This is a genomic window from Blautia wexlerae DSM 19850, from assembly GCF_025148125.1.
GTDB lineage: Bacteria > Bacillota > Clostridia > Lachnospirales > Lachnospiraceae > Blautia_A > Blautia_A wexlerae.
In genome coordinates, this window is the sequence record NZ_CP102267.1 from 1418239 (window position 1) to 1437072 (window position 18834).

Below are 18834 nucleotides of genomic sequence, written 5' to 3' on the forward strand. Positions count from 1 at the left end.
AGAACAGAATGAACGAAAATTTTAAATCCGGATTTGTAGCGATTATTGGACGTCCAAACGTAGGTAAATCCACTCTGATGAATCATCTCATCGGACAGAAGATCGCTATCACATCCAAGAAACCACAGACAACCAGAAACCGTATCCAGACCGTTTATACCTGTGACGAAGGTCAGATCGTATTTCTCGATACTCCCGGTATCCACAAGGCAAAGAATAAGCTGGGAGAATATATGGTTCAGGTGGCAGAGCGAACTTTAAAAGAGGTAGATGCCATTATGTGGCTGGTAGAGCCAAGTACCTTTATCGGGGCAGGAGAGCGTCATATTGCAGAACAGCTTCAGGGAATCGGAGTGCCGATAATCCTGATCATCAACAAAATTGATACTGTATCAAAGGAAGAAATCCTTCCTGCCATTGATACCTACCGAAAAGTATGCGATTTCGCAGAGATTATCCCATGCTCCGCACTGCGTGGACAGAATACACAGGATATTATCGGTTGTATCCTGAAATATCTGCCTTACGGTCCTATGTTTTATGATGAGGATACAGTTACTGATCAGCCTCAGCGTCAGATCGTGGCTGAGATCATCCGCGAGAAAGCACTTCATGCACTGGATGCGGAAATTCCTCATGGAATCGCAGTTGCCATTGACCGGATGAAAACACGTCCGGGAAAAAATCCAATCGTGGATATTGATGCGACAATTATCTGTGAAAGAGAGTCTCACAAAGGAATTATCATCGGCAAACAGGGTGCGATGTTAAAGAAAATCGGAAGTAATGCAAGATATGAGATTGAGCGTATGCTGGAATCAAAAGTGAATCTGAAGCTTTGGGTAAAAGTAAAGAAAGACTGGAGAGACAGTGATTTCCTTATCAAGAACTTTGGTTACGATAAGAAGGAAATCTAAATAAAAAGACAGTCAGGAAACAGAGAGAATGAGTGATTTGATAACTGTGCAGGGAGTAGTGCTCTCTGCCATGCCTGTGGGAGAATATGACAAGCGGATCGTCCTTCTCACCAGAGAAAGAGGCAAGATTTCCGCGTTTGCAAAAGGAGCCCGCCGCCCAAACAGCCAGTTTCTGGCGGCTGCCAATCCTTTTGTGTTTGGAACCTTTGCCCTTTATGAGGGGCGTTCCAGTTATAATCTGAATCAGGTATCCATCAGTCATCATTTTGTGGAACTGGCAGGCGAACAGCCTGGAATTTACTATGGATATTATTTTCTGGAACTGGCAGATTATTTCGGACAGGAGGGGATTGACGAGAAAGAATCTATGAACCTTCTGTATGTGACAGTGAAGGCACTTCTGAACCCGAATATTGATGACAGGCTGGTGAGGTGTATTTTTGAACTTCGTATGATGGCTGCACAGGGATTGTGTCCTTCACTGTTTCATTGTGTGTGCTGCGAAAGACAGCCTGTGGAGGGAGAAGAGCTTTTCTTTTCTCAGCAGAATCATGGTATTCTGGATAAAGCCTGTCTGGGACATGTAAATGATGCAAAGAGAATCTCAGCACCTGCATTATATGCCATGCAGTACATAGTAACTGCTTCTCTTGGGAAGCTTTATACATTTACTGTTACAGAAGAAGTACTCCATGAACTGGAACGTCATATCCATACCTATATTGCTGCGAACACTGAAAAACGGTTCAAAAGTCTGGAAATTCTGGAAATAATGAGCTGAGATACCTTGAAAAAGAAATCAGATGCAGTTATAATAACGTTAATTGTAGCTGTTTATTACGTTAATCAAATAGCGGAATGGATTGTGAACCAAATTGCCTGACGGATATGAACAGTTACACGCATTTTATAAAAAGAACGAGGAGAATAGTCATGGAAAAAACAATGGACAAAATCATTGCGCTGGCAAAGGCAAGAGGATTTGTTTACCCGGGTTCCGAAATCTATGGTGGTCTTGCAAACACATGGGATTACGGTAATCTTGGTGTAGAATTAAAGAATAACGTAAAACGTGCATGGTGGCAGAAATTTATTCAGGAATCCCCATACAATGTAGGTGTTGACTGTGCAATCCTGATGAACCCGCAGACATGGGTTGCATCCGGACATCTGGGAAGCTTCTCTGACCCGCTGATGGACTGTAAGGAATGTCATGAGCGTTTCCGCGCAGATAAGATCATCGAAGACTTCAGCCAGGAGAATGGCATTGAACTTGAGAGCTCTGTAGACGGATGGTCTCAGGAAGAGATGATGAACTTCATCAAAGATCACAATGTACCATGCCCTACATGCGGCAAACATAACTTTACAGATATCCGTCAGTTCAACCTGATGTTCAAGACATTCCAGGGTGTTACAGAGGATGCCAAGAATACAGTATACTTAAGACCTGAAACAGCACAGGGTATTTTCGTAAACTTCAAGAATGTTCAGAGAACATCACGTAAGAAAATCCCGTTTGGTATCGGTCAGATCGGTAAATCTTTCCGTAACGAGATCACACCGGGTAACTTCACATTCCGTACACGTGAGTTCGAGCAGATGGAGCTTGAATTCTTCTGTGAGCCGGATACAGACCTTGAGTGGTTTGCATACTGGAAGAATTTCTGCCTGAACTGGTTACATTCTCTTGGATTGAAGGATGAAGAAGTTCGTTATCGTGACCATGATGCAGAAGAGTTAAGCTTCTACAGCAAAGCTACTACTGACGTAGAGTTCCTGTTCCCATTCGGATGGGGCGAGCTTTGGGGAATCGCTGACAGAACAGACTATGACCTGACACAGCATCAGAACGTATCAGGACAGGATCTGACATACTTTGACGATGAGAAGAAACAGAAATACATTCCATATGTAATCGAGCCGTCACTTGGAGCTGACCGTGTGGTACTTGCATTCCTGTGCAGCGCATATGACGAAGAAGTTCTGGATGCAGAGAAGAATGATGTTCGTACAGTTCTTCATTTCCATCCGGCACTTGCACCTGTTAAAATCGGTGTGCTTCCTCTTTCCAAGAAGCTTAATGAGGGCGCAGAGAAGATCTATCAGCAGTTAAGCAAGAAATATAACTGTGAATATGATGATCGTGGAAACATTGGTAAACGTTACAGAAGACAGGATGAGATCGGTACTCCGTTCTGTGTAACTTATGACTTTGAGTCCGAAAATGACGGAGCAGTTACAATCCGTGACCGTGATACCATGGAACAGGTTCGTGTGAAGATCGATGAACTGGATGCATATTTTGCGGATAAATTTACATTTTAACTGAATAAAGTGCAAAGCAGTTATTCGGTTATGTGAGTGAACAACAAAGTGGATGATTATATCCGCATGACTGAAAAAAACAGCAAGGGAGCTGTATCGGATGGGAATCCGGGCACTCCTTTGCTGTTTTTTATTACAAAATATAGATTATAAAAATTCGACATCAAAAGTTGCCAAAATAATTTTTGCTTGTGTAAATATTCATTTTTTAGTATAATGAGCAATAATAACATGAAAAGGGGGCAATAAAAATGAGCGAAAAGAAAAAAAGTGGTGGAGCTTTACTTGGCGCAGCGTTTCTGATGGCCACATCTGCAATCGGACCTGGATTCCTGACACAGACAGCAACCTTTACCGGGCAGTATCAGGCAAGTTTTGGATTTGTTATCCTGGTTTCCGTAATCCTTGCAGCCATTGCACAGATGAATATCTGGCGCGTGCTTTGTGTAACCGGACTTCGTGGACAGGATGTTTCCAATAAGGTACTTCCGGGACTGGGATATCTGGTATCTATACTGATTGTATTTGGTGGTCTGGTATTTAATATCGGAAACGTAGGTGGCGGAGCACTTGGTTTTAACACATTGCTTGGAATACCTACCAAAGTTGGTTACATACTGGCAGGTCTTTTGGCAATCCTGGTGTTTGTGCTGAAAAATGCCAAAAGTGCCATGGATACTATTACCAAGGTACTGGGTGCCATTATGATTATCGTAATCTTTGTTGTGATCATTGTGGTAAAACCACCGGTAGGAAGTGCATTGAAGAATACATTTGTACCGGAAGCCGGTGCCACAAATCTGATTCCTGCAATCCTTACACTTCTGGGAGGTACTGTTGGAGGATATATCACTTTCTCTGGCGCACACCGTCTGATTGATGCAGGAATTACAGGCGAGAAGAACCTGAAAGAGATTAATAAGAGTTCTGTTATGGGTATGATCATTGCCACTATTGTACGTATTTTCCTGTTCCTGGCTGTTTTGGGCGTTGTTGTCAAGGGTGTAACACTGGATGCTGCAAATCCTGCAGCAGATGCCTTTAAGCAGGGGGCTGGTGAAATCGGATACCGGTTTGCAGGTCTGGTTCTTCTGTGCGCAGCTATCACATCCATCATTGGTGCGGCTTATACTTCTGTTTCTTTCCTTAAGACTTTCAGTAAGTCTATTGAAGAAAATGAAAATAAAGTGATCATTGGATTTATCGTTATTTCCACAGCAATTATGTTTATTCTTGGTAATCCGGCAGTACTTCTTGTACTTGCAGGTGCTGTGAACGGTCTGATCCTTCCGATCACCCTGGCAATCTGCCTGATCGCTGCACATAAGAAATCCATTATGGGAGAGAATTATCATCATCCGGTAGTACTTACCATTCTTGGAGTGATCGTGGTAGTTCTTACAGCATACCTCGGTGTAACTACATTTGTATCTAAGATCGGTACATTGTTATAATTGAGGAAAATGTATCCGGTTTTCAGACTGGAGAGTATATCAAAAAGGTGTGATCGTCCAGGTTACACCTTTTTGGTTCATTAACAGCCATGTGATGCAGAAAGAAGCAGATAAAAAGACATGGCGAAAAGATTAAGAAAAGAGGAGCAGATTATGCCGGACATTAGAATTTTAACAGAAGGTGATTCTTCTGTTCTGGTTGAATTTGGCAAAAAGATCAGTCCGGAGATCAACCGGAAGATCACTGCCACTGTACAGCTTATGAAAGAACAGCATATAGAGGGAGTTGTAGATATGATCCCTGCGTTCTGTTCTTTGCTGGTTAATTATGACCCGCGTGTGATTTCCTACGATGACCTGAAAAAAAGACTGGAAATTCTGTTAAAGATGGAAGTTACAGCAGGTGAAGGATGCAGAAAAGTTTATGAGATTCCTGTATGCTATGGAGGAGAATATGGTCCGGATATTGAGAATATTGCAGAACATGCCGGACTTTCCGTAGAGGAAGTAATAAAGATTCATTCTTCCAGAGATTACCTGATCTATATGCTTGGTTTTCTTCCGGGCTTTTGTTATCTGGGCGGGCTGGATGAAAGGATCCATACACCCCGTCTTGCAAATCCCAGAATCAAGATCAATGCAGGAAGTGTGGGAATCGGTGGTTCCCAGACAGGGATTTATCCTCTGGATTCTCCGGGAGGATGGCAGCTGATGGGAATGACACCTGTAAAAACCTATGATCCGGACCGTGAAATCCCGATTCTGGTAGAGGCAGGAGATTATATCCGTTTTGTACCGATCGATGAAGATGAGTACAAACGGATCAGAGAATTAGTAGAACGTGGCGAATACCAGTGCACCGTTCATGAGGAGGCATAAAATGGGAATTCGTATATTAAAAGGCGGAATGATGACAACGGTTCAGGATCTGGGGCGTTATGGATATCAGAGTCAGGGATTCAGTGTGGCAGGAGTCATGGATGTCCGTTCATTCAAAATAGCCAATCTTCTTCTGGATAATCCGGAGAATGAGGCAGTATTGGAGATAACGCTGATAGGCCCAACCCTTGAATTTACATCAGCTACTATCATTGCAATCACAGGCGGAGATTTCCAGCCAACCATTAATGGAGAGCCGGCTCCCATGTATACAGCCCTGTATATGAATAAGGGAGATGTACTGAAATTTGGAAGCGCCAGAACGGGAAGCAGAGGTTATATTGCTTTTTCCAGTTATCTGGATATTCCGGTAGTGATGGGAAGCCGATGCACCAATTTAAAGAGTGGTCTGGGCGGATTTAAGGGAAGAAAACTGGAAGCGGACGATTATATCGGATTTCGTATTAAGAGACGTTATCTGCCGTTTTTCCTTTCCCGAAAGCTTGATATGGATGAGTTTGATCAGACAGAAGCAACACTGCGGGTAGTAATGGGACCGCAGGATGGTATGTTCAGCAAACAGGGCATCCAGACTTTCCTGGGCAGTGAGTATACAGTGACAAATGAATTTGACCGTATGGGCTGCAGGCTGGAGGGACCGTTTATTGCTCCTAAGAAGACTTCGGATATTATTTCCGACGGAATCGCATTTGGGGCTATACAGGTACCTTCCCATGGTAAACCTATCATTCTGCTGGCTGACCGTCAGACAACGGGCGGTTATGGGAAAATTGCCACAGTGGCATCTGTGGATATTCCCAAGCTGGTACAGAGAAAAACAGATGATAAGATACATTTCAAGGCAATTACCGTACAGGAGGCTCAGGCTCTTTATGTTGAGGAAATGAAAGAACTTGACGGACTGAGAAAGATCATTCATCAGCCATGTAAAGAGGTTCTGGATTGCCGTCTGGTGGCAAAGAGACTGCGAAAGCTGTTTGAAGAATAACCATAAAAATAATATAGAATAGACAGAAAGGATAATGTTCGATGGATTTAGAGAAGATTGAGGGATTGGTAAAGATTATTGAGGATTCATCACTTAACGAATTCACATATAAGGACAAGGATGTAAAGATTACAATGAGCAAGTTGGATCATCCTCCTGTAGTTGCAGCGGGAGTACCTGTGGCTGCATCTGCACCTGTGAATACAACTGTGGAAAAGGCTGAGGAAGAAGAGGAGGAAAGTCTGTTTATCACTTCTCCTATCGTGGGAACCTTCTATTCAGCAGCTGCTCCGGATGTACCTGCCTTTGTAAAGGTGGGAGATCAGGTAAAGGCAGGACAGACAGTCTGCATTCTGGAAGCTATGAAGCTTATGAATGAGATCCAGAGTGACTATGACTGTGAGATTGAAGCAGTTCTGGTAAGCAATGAACAGAAAGTAGAATATGGACAGCCTCTGTTCCGCGTTAAGAGACTGTAGGATAAGGAGGCTTTCATATTGTTTAATAAAATTTTGATCGCCAACCGTGGGGAGATTGCAGTTCGGATCATACGTGCCTGCAGGAATCTGGGGATCCGAAGTGTAGCTGTTTATTCTAAGGAAGATGCCAAGAGCCTTCATGTACAGCTGGCAGACCAGCGTATCTGTATCGGAGAAGGTCCTGCCAGAAACAGCTACCTGAACATGGACCGGATCATTGCTGCAGCAGAAAATATGGGAGCAGATGCTATCCATCCCGGTTTTGGCTTTCTTTCAGAAAACAGTGAGTTTGTCCGCAAATGCAAAGAAAACGGAATTACCTTTATCGGACCGGATGCGGATGTGATCGATAAGATGGGAAATAAATCCCATGCCCGTAAAACCATGATGGATGCCGGGGTACCGGTTGTACCGGGAACAAAGGAACCTGTATACGATGCAGAAACAGGTAAAAAACTGGCTGAAGAGATTGGATATCCGGTTATGATCAAGGCTTCCTCAGGCGGTGGTGGCAAGGGAATGCGTGTGGCTGCCAATGAGGATGAATTTGAATTTCAGTTTAATATGGCACAGAGAGAATCAGCCAATGCTTTTGGGGATGATACTATGTACATTGAACGTTTTGTAGAAAATCCCCGCCATGTGGAGATTCAGATCATGGCAGACAGTCATGGAAATGTGGTGGCACTGGGAGAACGTGACTGTTCGGTACAGAGAAATCATCAGAAGCTGATCGAGGAATCCCCGTCCCCTGCCATTGATGAAGAAACCCGCAGGAAAATGAATGAATATGCAGTTCTTGCTGCGAAAACAGTAGGTTATACCAATGCAGGAACGATTGAATTTATCGTAGACCCCAAAGGCAACTTCTATTTCATGGAAATGAATACCAGAATCCAGGTGGAGCATGGAGTAACAGAGATGGTTACAGGCACAGATCTGATCATTGAGCAGATTCGTGTGGCTATGGGAGAGGAGTTAAGCTTTAAACAGGAAGATATCCGGATTAAAGGACATGCTATTGAATGCCGCATCAACGCAGAGATTCCTGAGAAAAATTTCATGCCAAGTCCCGGAGTAGTACAGCATATGCATCTTCCGGCAGGCAACGGAGTCCGGGTGGATACTGCCCTTTATACAGGCTACAAGATTCCGTCAGAGTATGATTCCATGATTGCGAAGGTAATCGTTCATGCACCTGACAGAGAGGCTGCCCTGCAGAAAATGCGCTCTGCGCTGGATGAGATGGTGGTCATGGGTGTGGAGACAAACCTTGATTTCCAGTATCAGATTATGAAGAATCAGGTATTCTGCGACGGAAAGGCAGATACGGGATTTATTGAGAATGTACTGAAAATTAAGGGATAAGATTGTAGGTAAGGATCCTGTATACGGATTGAGGGAGTGATTTTTCAAACACGCTCTGGGAAATAAATAGAAAAGAGGTAAGGTAAATGTATACAGTAGATTTAAACAGTGATCTGGGAGAAAGTTTTGGAAACTATAAAATCGGTAATGATGATAAGGTCATTCCGCTGATCTCCTCTGCAAATGTAGCCTGCGGTTATCATGCTTCAGATCCGGTAGTTATGGGAAATACGCTGGCAATGGCAAAGGAAGCGGGAATTCGTATAGGAGCACATCCGGGTTTTCCTGATCTGATGGGCTTCGGAAGAAGAAATCTGAGTGTTTCCCCTGCAGAGGCAAAAGCATATGTGCTTTATCAGCTGGGTGCACTGGATGCATTCTGCAGAGTAACCGGTGTAAAAATGCAGCATGTAAAGCCTCATGGAGCCTTATATAATATGGCTGCAGAGGACTATGCCCTTTCTACTGCGATCTGTGAGGCAATCAAAGAATTTGACAGCAGTCTGATCGTACTTGCTCTTTCCGGCGGACAGCTGGCAAAGGCTGCTCAGGATATGGGCCTGCGTACAGCTATGGAGGTTTTTGCAGACCGCGCCTATGAAGAAGATGGTACTCTGGTAAACAGACGTAAGGAAGGTGCTGTGATCACTGATGAAAATGAGGCTATTGTCAGGGTGATCCGTATGGTCAAAGAGAAAAAGATTACTGCAATTACAGGAAAAGATATTGATATTCAGGCAGATTCTGTCTGCGTTCATGGAGACGGAGCCAAGGCTCTGGCGTTTGTGGAAAAAATCAGAGAGGCTTTTGCAAAAGAAGGAATCCAGATCCGTTCTCTGGATGAGTTTGTAAAATAAAAGAAATTTAGAAACAACTATTAAAAGGACTGAAGTAAAGAGGCTGTGGCACAGATTTTCTGACTGCCACAGCCTTGTTGCTGTTTTACAGCTTGCAGCGGTCCTTCTACTGATGCTTCAGATTCAACCCCTGCTGTTTTGCAAGTGAAGTGATAATCTCAATACAGTTATCGTATCCAAGGGTTCCGGTATCCAGACACAGGTCATAATCGTGATAAGTGCCAAGCTCATGTTTTGTATAGGTTTTGAAATAGGTTTCACGCAGGTTGTCCATTTTGGTGAGATATTTCCTGGGATCTTCCTTTCCGTTTAAGCCTAATTTCTGAATATGTTCTGTGCGGAGATTCACATCTGCATGAAGGAAAATATCCAGACTGGGAATACCGGCATTTCGCAGGATAAGATTGGAACAGCGGCCGATAATAATACAGTCCTGTTCTGCTGCGAACTGAAGGATCAGCTCTTTCTGAGCCTGGTAAATAGCATCATGGGAACTGAAATAACCTGCAGAGTTATTCAGAATGTTGTCCAGAAGTCTGGCGCTGCGGCTCAGATTTTCACCCTCACGATCAATATCCTCCTGGGAATATCCGCTTCTGGCAGCAGCCTGTTTTGCAAAATCCCGATCGTAATATGGGATACCAAGCCTTTCTGAAACTACTCTTGCAATACTGTGTCCCCCGGCACCAAACTCCCGGCTGATTGTGATGACAGGGTATTTTCTTTCGGACATAATAGATACCTCCATTGGGTTGTTATTTATTTTGTTATCCATGTTTTTCCTTTATTGTAACGTTTTTTGTAAGATTATTCAATAAAGATTATCATTTTTTGAAAAAATATGTTATAATTCAAAATATTATGTACCTGAAGGAGATGGATTTATGAGAAACAAAGAGCTTTTCAGAGGCAGGAGAAAAGCTGGCAGGATTGTTGGCCTTGTTTTGACTCTTGCACTTGCAGTCAGCCTTCTGAGTGGCTGCGGACAAAGTAAAGAACGTTTGACGTTCGGTACCGGCGGTACGGCGGGAACGTATTATTCCTACGGTGGTGTACTGGCCCAGTATATTACCAATAATACAAATGTAAAGGTTACAGCAGTTTCTACAGGTGGTTCCAAAGCGAACCTGCAGTCAGTACAGGACGGAGATTTCCAGCTTGGATTTGTCCAGTCAGATGTAATGGCCTATGCATGGGAGGGCGTAAGAGCATTTGAACAGGACGGTGCAACCCATGATTTCAGGACTCTGGGCGGCCTGTATGCAGAGACTGTCCAGCTGTTTACCATGGACCCTGACATTAAGACAGTGGAAGATCTGAAGGGCAAGAGCGTATCTATCGGTGCGGCAAACTCCGGTGTATATTTCAATGCTCTGGATGTTTTAAATGCAGGCGGCATTACCCTGGATGATATCCATCCCCAGTATCTGTCTTTTGAGGACAGCAAGGAATCTTTGAAGGATGGAAAAATTGATGCTGCGTTTATTGTTGCAGGTGCACCTACAACAGCTATCACAGAGCTTGCAACTACCAATGGTGTCTATATGATCAATATTGATGGCGCGATCAGGGATTCAATTTTGAGTGACTGTCCATATTATACATCCTACCAGATTCCAGCAGGAACCTATCCGGGACAGGATGAGCCTGTAGAAACCATCACAGTCAAGGCGACGATCGTAGTGTCCGAATCTCTGGATGAGGATACAGTTTATGATATGACTGCGGCAATTTTTGACCATGCAGACGAGATTTCTGCTGAGAATGCAAAAGGAGCGGAGCTTTCTCTGGAAAACGCTACTTCCGGTATGACCATTCCTTTCCATAAGGGTGCGGCGCGTTATTATGCAGAGCATGGAATTACAGTGGATACGAAAGGGGAATAGTCAGGATGAAAGAAAATAAGATAAAAAAAGCAAACACATCCCCGGAAGGGCAGGCTGGTTCTGAGAACATGAGCACAGCAGATGTAGATGCGGTAATGAAGAAATACGACCGCGAATCCAATATTCGTGTGTGGACCGGCAAATATAAGCTGGCTGTACGCGGCCTGCTGGTTGCCTTTTCTCTGTGGTGTATCTATGTTACCTTATTTGCAACCTTCCTGGAGGAAATCCGACTGACTTCTTTTCTGGGGCTGATTATTCTTATCGGATTTCTTACCTATCCGGCGAAAAAAGGAGATATCAGAGAAAACTACATGCCGATTGGCGATATTATTTTTATGATCGCAGGCGCAGGTGCTTTTCTGTATTTTACTTTTTCTGCAAATCAGATCATCAATCAGGGTACCAGATTTGCCCCTTATCAGATTGTGATCGGTATTATCGGTATTGCTGCACTGATCGAGCTTACCAGACGATGCGTGGGCCTGCCGATCCTGTTTGTGGCAGGTTTTTTCCTGATCTATGCACTGGCTGTAGGGCTTACCAATCCGGCATTTTTGGGAAGAGTGAAATTCCTGGTGCGGAATCTTTTCTACACAAAAGAGGGTATTTTCTCCACACCTGTAAATGTATGCTCTAAATATATTGTGGTATTTATTATTTTCGGTGCGTTTCTGGAGAGAACAGGAATCTCCAACTTCTTTATTCAGCTGGCTAACTGCATTGCAGGAAAATATGCAGGTGGACCGGCAAAGGTAGCGGTTATCAGTTCTGCGCTCTGTGGAATGGTATCCGGTTCCTCTGTAGGTAACACAGTAACAACCGGTTCTGTTACAATCCCGATGATGAAGGACACAGGATACAAACCGGAATTTGCCGGAGCAGTAGAAGCTGCTTCTTCCACAGGTGGACAGATCATGCCTCCGATCATGGGAGCTGCCGCATTCCTTATGGCAGATTTTGTGGGTGTACCGTACTCCAACATTATTGTCAGGGCGATTCTGCCGGCATTGTTGTACTTTACAGGAATCTTTATTTCTGTACATCTGGAAGCAAAGAAATTAGGACTTTCCGGAATTCCGAAGGAAAAACTTCCGGTATTTAAGCTTCTGATCCGTAAAATCTATCTGTTATTACCTCTGGTCATGCTGGTAATCTGGGTGTCCGGAAACTATATGACCATGCAGAAGGCTGCCAGCTATGCAATCGTTCTTTCTGTTATCGTAAGTCTTTTTGACAAAGAAAACAGAATCAGTGTTACCAAATGTATTGATGCGCTGGAAGCAGGAGGAAGAGGCGTTATCTCCGTAGCAGTAGCCTGCGGTGTTGCAGGAATCATTTCCGGTTCCATCACCATGACAGGACTTGCCAATGACCTGATCAACGGAATCATCAGTGTTGCAAACGGAAAACTGATCATTGCACTGCTTCTGACTATGCTGTGCTGTATCGTACTTGGTATGGGTGTACCTACCACTGCCAATTACTGTATCATGGCAGCAACCTGTGCTCCGATCCTGGTACGTATGGGAGTACCTACACTGGCAGCTCATTTCTTTGTATTTTACTTTGGTATTGTTGCAGATATCACACCGCCGGTAGCGCTGGCTGCCTACGCAGGTTCAGCCATAGCGAAGGCCAATCCGATGAAGACTGCATTTACAGCCTCCAAGCTGGCTATCGCAGTATTTATCGTACCTTATGTATTCTGCTTCAATCCGGCAATGCTGCTGATCGATACCACACCACTTAAGGTTGTTCAGATCTTTATCACCTCACTGATTGGTGTGTTTGGATTGTCCTCCTCACTGGAAGGCTTCCTGTCAGTGAAAATGTCTGTACCGGTTCGTGTCTTAATGGCAGCAGGCGGACTGATGCTGATCGATCCGTCACTGATGACTGATGTTGTGGGAATACTTCTGATCGTGGGATGCTGCGTATGGCAGACAGCGCAGAAGAAGAAAACTGCATAGAGAAGAATAAAAAAACCGGCAAAACACCTGTCATTTGGGTGTCCTGCCGGATTTTTTTATTTAGAAATCCAGTTCTTTCAGATACCGTCCAAGTGCATCCTGCCAGGTGGGGAGTGGTGTGAAACCATTGGCTGTCAGTTTGCTCTTATCCAGGCGGCTGTTAAACGGTCTGGCTGCTTTGGAAGCGCCATACTCTGCAGTTGTGACGGAGTTGACTGTCATGTTTTCCGGGAGATATTCCGGGTGTCCCATGGCAGCGGCCTGACGGAAGATTTCTTTTGTGAAATCATACCAGCTGATATATCCGCCCTCATTGGTTGCATGATAATAACCGTATTTTTCAGTTTCGATCATATCTACCAGAAGTCTTGCCAGGTCATAGGTATAAGTAGGTGTACCGATCTGGTCATTGACTACGGAGAGAGTATCATGAGTTTTTCCGAGGTTGATCATGGTTTTGATAAAGTTCTTGCCGTTTTTGCCGAATACCCATGCAATACGGACGATAAAGAACTTATCAACTGTGCCGGATACGGCAAGTTCACCGTCCAGCTTTGTCTGTCCATAGACATTTAATGGTTTATAGTCCTTGCAGTCAGGCTCCCATGGAGTGGTTCCCTGACCATCGAATACATAATCAGTGGACAGATACAGCATCTTGATGTCAAGCTCTTTGCACACATCAGCAATATTCTGAGTTCCGGTTACATTTACCAGACGGACCTTCGGCTGGTTCTCTTCATCTTCGGCAGCATCTACAGCTGTCCATGCAGCACAGTGGATCACAGCATCAACATTTGCTTCTTTAATGACTTTTTCTACAGAAGCTTTGTCAGTGATATCCATCTGAACATAAGGCATTGTGGTAACTGCAGTGCCATCAGCGATTCCGCTGTAGGAAGGAGCAATGTCGCTTCCCACACCTTCATAGCCGCGTTTCGCAAGTTCGTTCATAACATCATGTCCAAGCTGACCGCCTACACCTGTTACAAAAATTCTCATAAATTATGCCTCCCCGCGGTTTGCGTACATTTTTTCATAGTAGTTCTGGTATTCACCGGAGATGATCGTTTCCCACCATTCTTTGTTATCCAGATACCATTTGATGGTCTTCTTGATACCGTCTGCAAATTTTGTTTCCGGTAACCAACCAAGTTCGTTGTGGATCTTGGTCGGATCAATGGCATAGCGCATATCATGACCTTTACGGTCTGCCACATATGTGATCAGACTTTCCGGTTTGCCAAGCTCTTTACAGATGATCTTAACGATATCAATGTTTGTCATTTCGTTGTGACCACCTACATTATAAACTTCGCCTACACGTCCTTTGTGGATGATCAGGTCGATTGCACGGCAATGATCTTCTACATAGAGCCAGTCACGAACGTTTTCGCCTGTTCCGTATACCGGAAGTGGTTTGTCATTTAATGCATTGGCGATCATTAACGGAATCAGTTTTTCCGGGAAATGATATGGTCCGTAGTTGTTGGAGCAGCGGCTGATAGATACAGGCAGTCCGTAGGTTCTGTGGTAAGCCAGCACCAGAAGGTCTGCAGAAGCCTTGGAAGAGCTGTAAGGGCTGCTTGTATGGATCGGAGTTTCCTCTGTGAAGAACAGGTCAGGTCTGTCTAATGGAAGATCTCCGTAAACTTCATCAGTAGATACCTGATGATAACGTTTGATACCGTATTTGCGGCATGCATCCATGAGAACAGCAGTACCGATAATATTTGTGGTAAGGAAAACTTCCGGGTTTTCGATGGAGCGGTCAACGTGACTCTCTGCAGCGAAGTTTACAACCATATCAGGGTGTTCTTCCTCAAAAAGTTTGTAAACTGCTTCGCGGTCGGTGATGCTTTCTTTTACGAAACGGAAATTTGGGTTGTCCATGACAGGTGCAAGAGTGGAAAGGTTTCCTGCATAGGTCAGACAGTCCAGACAGATGATGCGGTAATCCGGGTATTTTTTTAACATGTGAAAAATAAAGTTGCTTCCGATAAATCCGGCACCGCCGGTTACGATAATGTTCATAGTGATTCTCCTTAAAAAATATATAATATGAATATCTGTAAGATTCTGTTATAGAGTCAGGCAGATAAAATTATCCGCCTTGCTGCATGGCGGGTGATATATCAAATAACTGTTTGAAAATTTGATATATCACTCACTTGACTGCGAATTCGGTTGTACAGGTCTAAAAGCTTCGGTTAGTGCAATACATCCAGATATTTACCGTCCAGAACGTCTTTTAAGTACTGACCATACTGATTTTTCTTCAGTATTTCATAAACCTTCAGCACATCTTCCTTTGTAATCCAGCCATTGAGATATGCAATCTCTTCCAGGCAACCGATTTTGCGGTGCTGGTGGCTTTCCATTGTTTTTACAAAGTTGGTGGCTTCCACAAGGCTCTCGTGTGTACCTGTATCCAGCCATGTGAATCCCTGTCCGAGAAGCTCTACGTTTAATTCGCCCTTTTCCAGATAGATGCGGTTCAGGTCTGTGATCTCAAGTTCGCCTCTGGCGCTTGGTTTCAGATTTTTTGCATACTCTACGACGCGATTGTCATAGAAGTATAAACCTGTGACACAGTAGTTGCTCTTCGGGTGCTCAGGTTTCTCTTCAATTGAGATAGCCTTGCCTTCATGGTCAAATTCTACAATACCGAATCTCTCCGGATCATCTACATAGTATCCGAAAACAGTTGCACCCTCGCCGGATTCTGCGTTCTTTACAGCAGCTTTCAGTCTTTTCTTCAGTCCATGTCCTGCGAAGATATTATCGCCGAGAACCATGGCAACAGTATCATCACCGATAAATTCTTCGCCGATGATAAATGCCTGAGCAAGTCCGTCCGGACTTGGCTGTACTGCATAGGTGAGATGGACACCGAACTGATGTCCGTCACCAAGAAGTTCCTCAAAACGAGGAGTATCCTGTGGAGTAGAGATGATCAGGATATCGCGGATCCCTGCATTCATCAGTACAGACATGGGATAGTAGATCATGGGTTTATCATAGATTGGCAGAAGCTGTTTGGATGTTACCATTGTAAGCGGATAAAGGCGTGTGCCGGAACCGCCTGCTAAAATAATACCTTTCATGTGTATTCTCCTTTGTTATTTGGCAGTATGCGGTCGGAGCGATATTCTGTCAGTTATCTGTGTAAATGATAAGCAAAATATCAGGCGACTGCGGTACTGATCAACGGGTTTCTGATTGTCAGTCTGAGTTACGATATCATCCTGACTCTGGTGATTGTATTATAAAAGGTGACCTTAGGTCACCTTCAAGTACTTTTTACAAAAAAGTTAAATTTTGGTTATTTTTCACAAAGAAAAATGCCGGCATCCTTGGTAATAAAGAACCCATCCTTTGTCTTTCGCGATACAAATCCCCGGAAATCTTTGTATTTGTCCAGAAGATACTGATTCTGATTTCCATGGCAGGAGAGGATATAGGAAATCAGCGGTTCTGCATCGGGGACAAGAAGAGAGTCCTTATAGCTTTCCCAGAAAATACGGGAAAAATACGGTGCCAGGATATCTGCTCCGTTTTCTCTGCCAAAACGCTCATAGAGTTTGTCTGCGGAGAGAACGATCCGGTCGTCAAAATCCCGGACCAGTCTGCTGACTTCCTGCATGTGTTTTTTTCCATAGGTACTGCAGATCAGTTTTCCGCCCGGAGTGAGCACACGTTGAATTTCGCTGCATACAGCTGAGATATCTTCACAGTAAAAAAGCACATGGTTTGCAATGACCAGATCAAAGCTTCTGTCTTCATGAGGAATTCTTGCACAGTCAAATGCCTCGAAGGAAAAACGACTGTCTTTGCGTCCGATAGCACGTCTGGCATCACGAAGCATTCCGGATGAAAGGTCAGAAAGTGTAACGGAAACTTTACCGGGGAGGCTGGAAATATTCTGTGTCCACAGAACACCGTCGCCGCATCCAAGTTCAAGGATACGCATCCCCGGATGAATCTGGCACTGCTCATAAACCCATGGAAACCATCCCTGTTTATTCTGGGAATAAAGGCTGTGCAGATTAATGCGTGAGGAAATGTTGGAGGCGTTCTGGTATTGATTTTTCATGCTTTTCTCCATGCCTGTCAGGTGGATCAGGTCAAGCATCTGATTCCAGTCTATGGCATGATGGGAGCGGATCGCATCTGTGGTATCCTGGATTGCCTTTTCCACCAGCTGCATTTGTTCGATACGGTCACGTACCAGCTTTAGCTGGATGTTCAGGGAATTTTCCATAAAATGATAATCTGAGTCGTCAATGGTCATTTCCCGTATGTCATCCAGGGAGAAACCCAGATATTTCAGAAGCAGGATCTGGGAAAGTCTTGCAAAATCCTCATCTGTATAAAAACGTGCGCCGGATTCTGTTACATAGGAGGGTTTGAGGATATTCTGTTTGTCATAATAGCGGATAGTGCGGAGTGTTACATGTGCCATCCGTGCAAATTCTCCGGAAGAGTAGTAGCCGTCTTTTTTCATTGTAAAACCTTCTTTAAGAAAAATAGTCTTGCCCGCAAATGCGGATAGAAACAGTTGTTCAGCCTGCATTTGCGTATTGCTGATATGTGTAGAGTATAACACAGCTGACCGGCAGGCTACAAGCATCAGGTATTACCGGATGGATCATATACTGTCTGAATGTACCACTATCCCGCGAGGTGTGTGAACAGTAACTTTTGAATTGTAAGTCAGATGGTGATTTTTGACATTTTTTGGAGGATGCTAATCCTTGTCTTTTGACAGAAATTATGGTATGTTAAATAATAACAATCAAAACTGATTTTCATACAAATCATAATCTGGCAGTTCTGCCATATTTTTTCCAAAATACAATAAATATTAAGAGAGAACAGTAATGACAATATGAAAGGTGCAGGGACAGGAGGAGCCTGATGATTAATTTATTTGATTTTACTTATTGCGGAGACTATAATCGGCAGATTCAGAATCTGGCAAGGATGGTGCCGGAGAAGTGGAGCTTTTCGGATACAGATGATAACGGAATTCTGAAAGGATACCTGGAACATACATTTAAACGCCTTTATGAAGAACAGAAGGTGTGGGAGAAAAAGAATTATGCCATATTTAATACAGGACTCTTTAATTACTATTATCAGCCGATATATGCGTATTTTATTCCCAATCTGGTCCCGGACAGGCAGCCCTGGTTTCTGGATGGCTTTTATACAGAATACTATTTGTTAAAAGAAGGAATCACCTGTCTGCCGGAAAAGGCATGCTATGTGGAAAATCCGTCAGATCTTGTGTTTGATACAAAACTTCCGGTAATCCCACAGTACGAGCATATTTTCGGGGATGAGGAAAATGCTGCCCGTCTTCCAAAGGAAGTACGTGACAGCAGCATGAAAATGCAGTTGTTTGACGGCGCGCTGAAACAGACAAAAAGAATGCTTGAGGCAGATTACAGGACGGCAATTCCACAGTATTATAATCACTCAATCCAGCTGCTGCTCCCAATCTGTCTCCGTCATCCGGGAAAACCCGACCTTGCACTGGCGTGTATGAAAACTTCGGACGGAAGCAAATATCTGGGGCGTACCTGCCTGACTCTCAGAATGGCCTATCATAATGCCAGGCTCCTTGCAAGGGTGGACCGAAGCTGGCTGATGACTTCTGTATCTGCCTGAGGTTTGAC

At 44.0% G+C, this 18834-nt stretch carries 17 protein-coding genes; 12 read left to right on the top strand and 5 right to left on the bottom strand.

Annotated elements, in window-relative coordinates:
- The first annotated feature begins 8 nt into the window (after positions 1–8).
- The 9 genes from era to NQ550_RS06575 all read left to right on the top strand — a co-directional run bounded on the left by era (position 9) and on the right by NQ550_RS06575 (position 9291).
- Positions 9–917, top strand: a complete 909-nt coding sequence (gene era / locus NQ550_RS06535; protein WP_025577208.1) for a GTPase Era — start codon at positions 9–11, stop codon at positions 915–917.
- A 28-nt stretch (positions 918–945) separates the two neighbouring features.
- Positions 946–1698, top strand: coding sequence for a DNA repair protein RecO (recO, locus tag NQ550_RS06540; RefSeq protein WP_025577211.1), 753 nt, complete (start codon positions 946–948; stop codon positions 1696–1698).
- Between the two features lie 152 nt (positions 1699–1850).
- Entirely contained in the window at positions 1851–3245 is a 1395-nt protein-coding gene (locus tag NQ550_RS06545; protein WP_022380971.1) for a glycine--tRNA ligase, read from the top strand.
- A 251-nt stretch (positions 3246–3496) separates the two neighbouring features.
- A complete protein-coding gene (locus tag NQ550_RS06550; RefSeq protein ID WP_025577213.1) occupies positions 3497–4699 on the top strand; it encodes an NRAMP family divalent metal transporter in 1203 nt (400 codons plus the stop codon).
- Between the two features lie 153 nt (positions 4700–4852).
- Positions 4853–5578: a 5-oxoprolinase subunit PxpB gene (gene pxpB, locus NQ550_RS06555; protein WP_025577214.1), complete on the top strand. Its 726-nt coding sequence runs from the start codon at positions 4853–4855 to the stop codon at positions 5576–5578.
- A 1-nt stretch (position 5579) separates the two neighbouring features.
- Positions 5580–6587 carry a 5-oxoprolinase subunit C family protein gene (locus tag NQ550_RS06560; protein ID WP_022380574.1) on the top strand — a complete coding sequence of 336 codons (1008 nt, stop codon included), beginning with the start codon at positions 5580–5582 and terminating at the stop codon, positions 6585–6587.
- A gap of 41 nt (positions 6588–6628) precedes the next feature.
- On the top strand, positions 6629–7066 hold the full coding sequence (gene accB / locus NQ550_RS06565) for an acetyl-CoA carboxylase biotin carboxyl carrier protein (protein WP_025577217.1): 438 nt from the start codon (positions 6629–6631) through the stop codon (positions 7064–7066).
- An 18-nt stretch (positions 7067–7084) separates the two neighbouring features.
- Positions 7085–8434 (top strand): acetyl-CoA carboxylase biotin carboxylase subunit, encoded by a 1350-nt coding sequence (accC, locus tag NQ550_RS06570; RefSeq protein ID WP_008707547.1) that lies wholly within the window; start codon positions 7085–7087, stop codon positions 8432–8434.
- Between the two features lie 86 nt (positions 8435–8520).
- Positions 8521–9291, top strand: coding sequence for a LamB/YcsF family protein (locus NQ550_RS06575; RefSeq protein WP_025577218.1), 771 nt, complete (start codon positions 8521–8523; stop codon positions 9289–9291).
- Between the two features lie 106 nt (positions 9292–9397).
- On the opposite strand, the gene NQ550_RS06580 is transcribed toward NQ550_RS06575, so the two are convergent.
- On the bottom strand, positions 9398–10024 hold the full coding sequence (locus NQ550_RS06580) for a cytidylate kinase-like family protein (RefSeq protein ID WP_008707544.1): 627 nt from the start codon (positions 10022–10024) through the stop codon (positions 9398–9400).
- A 151-nt stretch (positions 10025–10175) separates the two neighbouring features.
- Between NQ550_RS06580 and NQ550_RS06585 the strand changes: the two genes are divergently transcribed.
- Entirely contained in the window at positions 10176–11177 is a 1002-nt protein-coding gene (locus NQ550_RS06585; RefSeq protein ID WP_025577220.1) for a TAXI family TRAP transporter solute-binding subunit, read from the top strand.
- 5 nt (positions 11178–11182) lie between these two features.
- Positions 11183–13150 carry a TRAP transporter permease gene (locus NQ550_RS06590; protein WP_025577222.1) on the top strand — a complete coding sequence of 656 codons (1968 nt, stop codon included), beginning with the start codon at positions 11183–11185 and terminating at the stop codon, positions 13148–13150.
- A 60-nt stretch (positions 13151–13210) separates the two neighbouring features.
- On the opposite strand, the gene rfbD is transcribed toward NQ550_RS06590, so the two are convergent.
- From rfbD to NQ550_RS06610, 4 genes are all read right to left on the bottom strand, one after another.
- Positions 13211–14152 carry a dTDP-4-dehydrorhamnose reductase gene (gene rfbD / locus NQ550_RS06595; RefSeq protein ID WP_025577224.1) on the bottom strand — a complete coding sequence of 314 codons (942 nt, stop codon included), beginning with the start codon at positions 14150–14152 and terminating at the stop codon, positions 13211–13213.
- A 3-nt stretch (positions 14153–14155) separates the two neighbouring features.
- Positions 14156–15184, bottom strand: coding sequence for a dTDP-glucose 4,6-dehydratase (gene rfbB, locus NQ550_RS06600; protein ID WP_025577226.1), 1029 nt, complete (start codon positions 15182–15184; stop codon positions 14156–14158).
- Positions 15185–15360: 176 nt separating this feature from the next.
- Positions 15361–16257, bottom strand: coding sequence for a glucose-1-phosphate thymidylyltransferase RfbA (gene rfbA / locus NQ550_RS06605; RefSeq protein WP_022380581.1), 897 nt, complete (start codon positions 16255–16257; stop codon positions 15361–15363).
- Positions 16258–16475: 218 nt separating this feature from the next.
- Positions 16476–17657, bottom strand: coding sequence for a MerR family transcriptional regulator (locus NQ550_RS06610; RefSeq protein WP_008707529.1), 1182 nt, complete (start codon positions 17655–17657; stop codon positions 16476–16478).
- 413 nt (positions 17658–18070) lie between these two features.
- Between NQ550_RS06610 and NQ550_RS06615 the strand changes: the two genes are divergently transcribed.
- Positions 18071–18826 carry a DUF3825 domain-containing protein gene (locus tag NQ550_RS06615; protein ID WP_020993689.1) on the top strand — a complete coding sequence of 252 codons (756 nt, stop codon included), beginning with the start codon at positions 18071–18073 and terminating at the stop codon, positions 18824–18826.
- The last annotated feature ends 8 nt before the right edge of the window (positions 18827–18834 follow it).

Excerpts from the sequence above, each read along its gene's own strand:
- NQ550_RS06615 (WP_020993689.1), top strand. The coding sequence starts at position 18,071 with ATGATTAATTTATTTGATTTTACTTATTGCGGAGACTATAATCGGCAG.
- accB (WP_025577217.1), top strand. The coding sequence starts at position 6,629 with ATGGATTTAGAGAAGATTGAGGGATTGGTAAAGATTATTGAGGATTCA.
- NQ550_RS06610 (WP_008707529.1), bottom strand. The coding sequence starts at position 17,657 with ATGAAAAAAGACGGCTACTACTCTTCCGGAGAATTTGCACGGATGGCA.
- NQ550_RS06585 (WP_025577220.1), top strand. The coding sequence starts at position 10,176 with ATGAGAAACAAAGAGCTTTTCAGAGGCAGGAGAAAAGCTGGCAGGATT.
- rfbA (WP_022380581.1), bottom strand. The coding sequence starts at position 16,257 with ATGAAAGGTATTATTTTAGCAGGCGGTTCCGGCACACGCCTTTATCCG.
- NQ550_RS06545 (WP_022380971.1), top strand. The coding sequence starts at position 1,851 with ATGGAAAAAACAATGGACAAAATCATTGCGCTGGCAAAGGCAAGAGGA.
- NQ550_RS06550 (WP_025577213.1), top strand. The coding sequence starts at position 3,497 with ATGAGCGAAAAGAAAAAAAGTGGTGGAGCTTTACTTGGCGCAGCGTTT.
- NQ550_RS06590 (WP_025577222.1), top strand. The coding sequence starts at position 11,183 with ATGAAAGAAAATAAGATAAAAAAAGCAAACACATCCCCGGAAGGGCAG.
- recO (WP_025577211.1), top strand. The coding sequence starts at position 946 with ATGAGTGATTTGATAACTGTGCAGGGAGTAGTGCTCTCTGCCATGCCT.
- pxpB (WP_025577214.1), top strand. The coding sequence starts at position 4,853 with ATGCCGGACATTAGAATTTTAACAGAAGGTGATTCTTCTGTTCTGGTT.
- NQ550_RS06580 (WP_008707544.1), bottom strand. The coding sequence starts at position 10,024 with ATGTCCGAAAGAAAATACCCTGTCATCACAATCAGCCGGGAGTTTGGT.
- era (WP_025577208.1), top strand. The coding sequence starts at position 9 with ATGAACGAAAATTTTAAATCCGGATTTGTAGCGATTATTGGACGTCCA.
- rfbD (WP_025577224.1), bottom strand. The coding sequence starts at position 14,152 with ATGAGAATTTTTGTAACAGGTGTAGGCGGTCAGCTTGGACATGATGTT.
- NQ550_RS06575 (WP_025577218.1), top strand. The coding sequence starts at position 8,521 with ATGTATACAGTAGATTTAAACAGTGATCTGGGAGAAAGTTTTGGAAAC.
- NQ550_RS06560 (WP_022380574.1), top strand. The coding sequence starts at position 5,580 with ATGGGAATTCGTATATTAAAAGGCGGAATGATGACAACGGTTCAGGAT.
- rfbB (WP_025577226.1), bottom strand. The coding sequence starts at position 15,184 with ATGAACATTATCGTAACCGGCGGTGCCGGATTTATCGGAAGCAACTTT.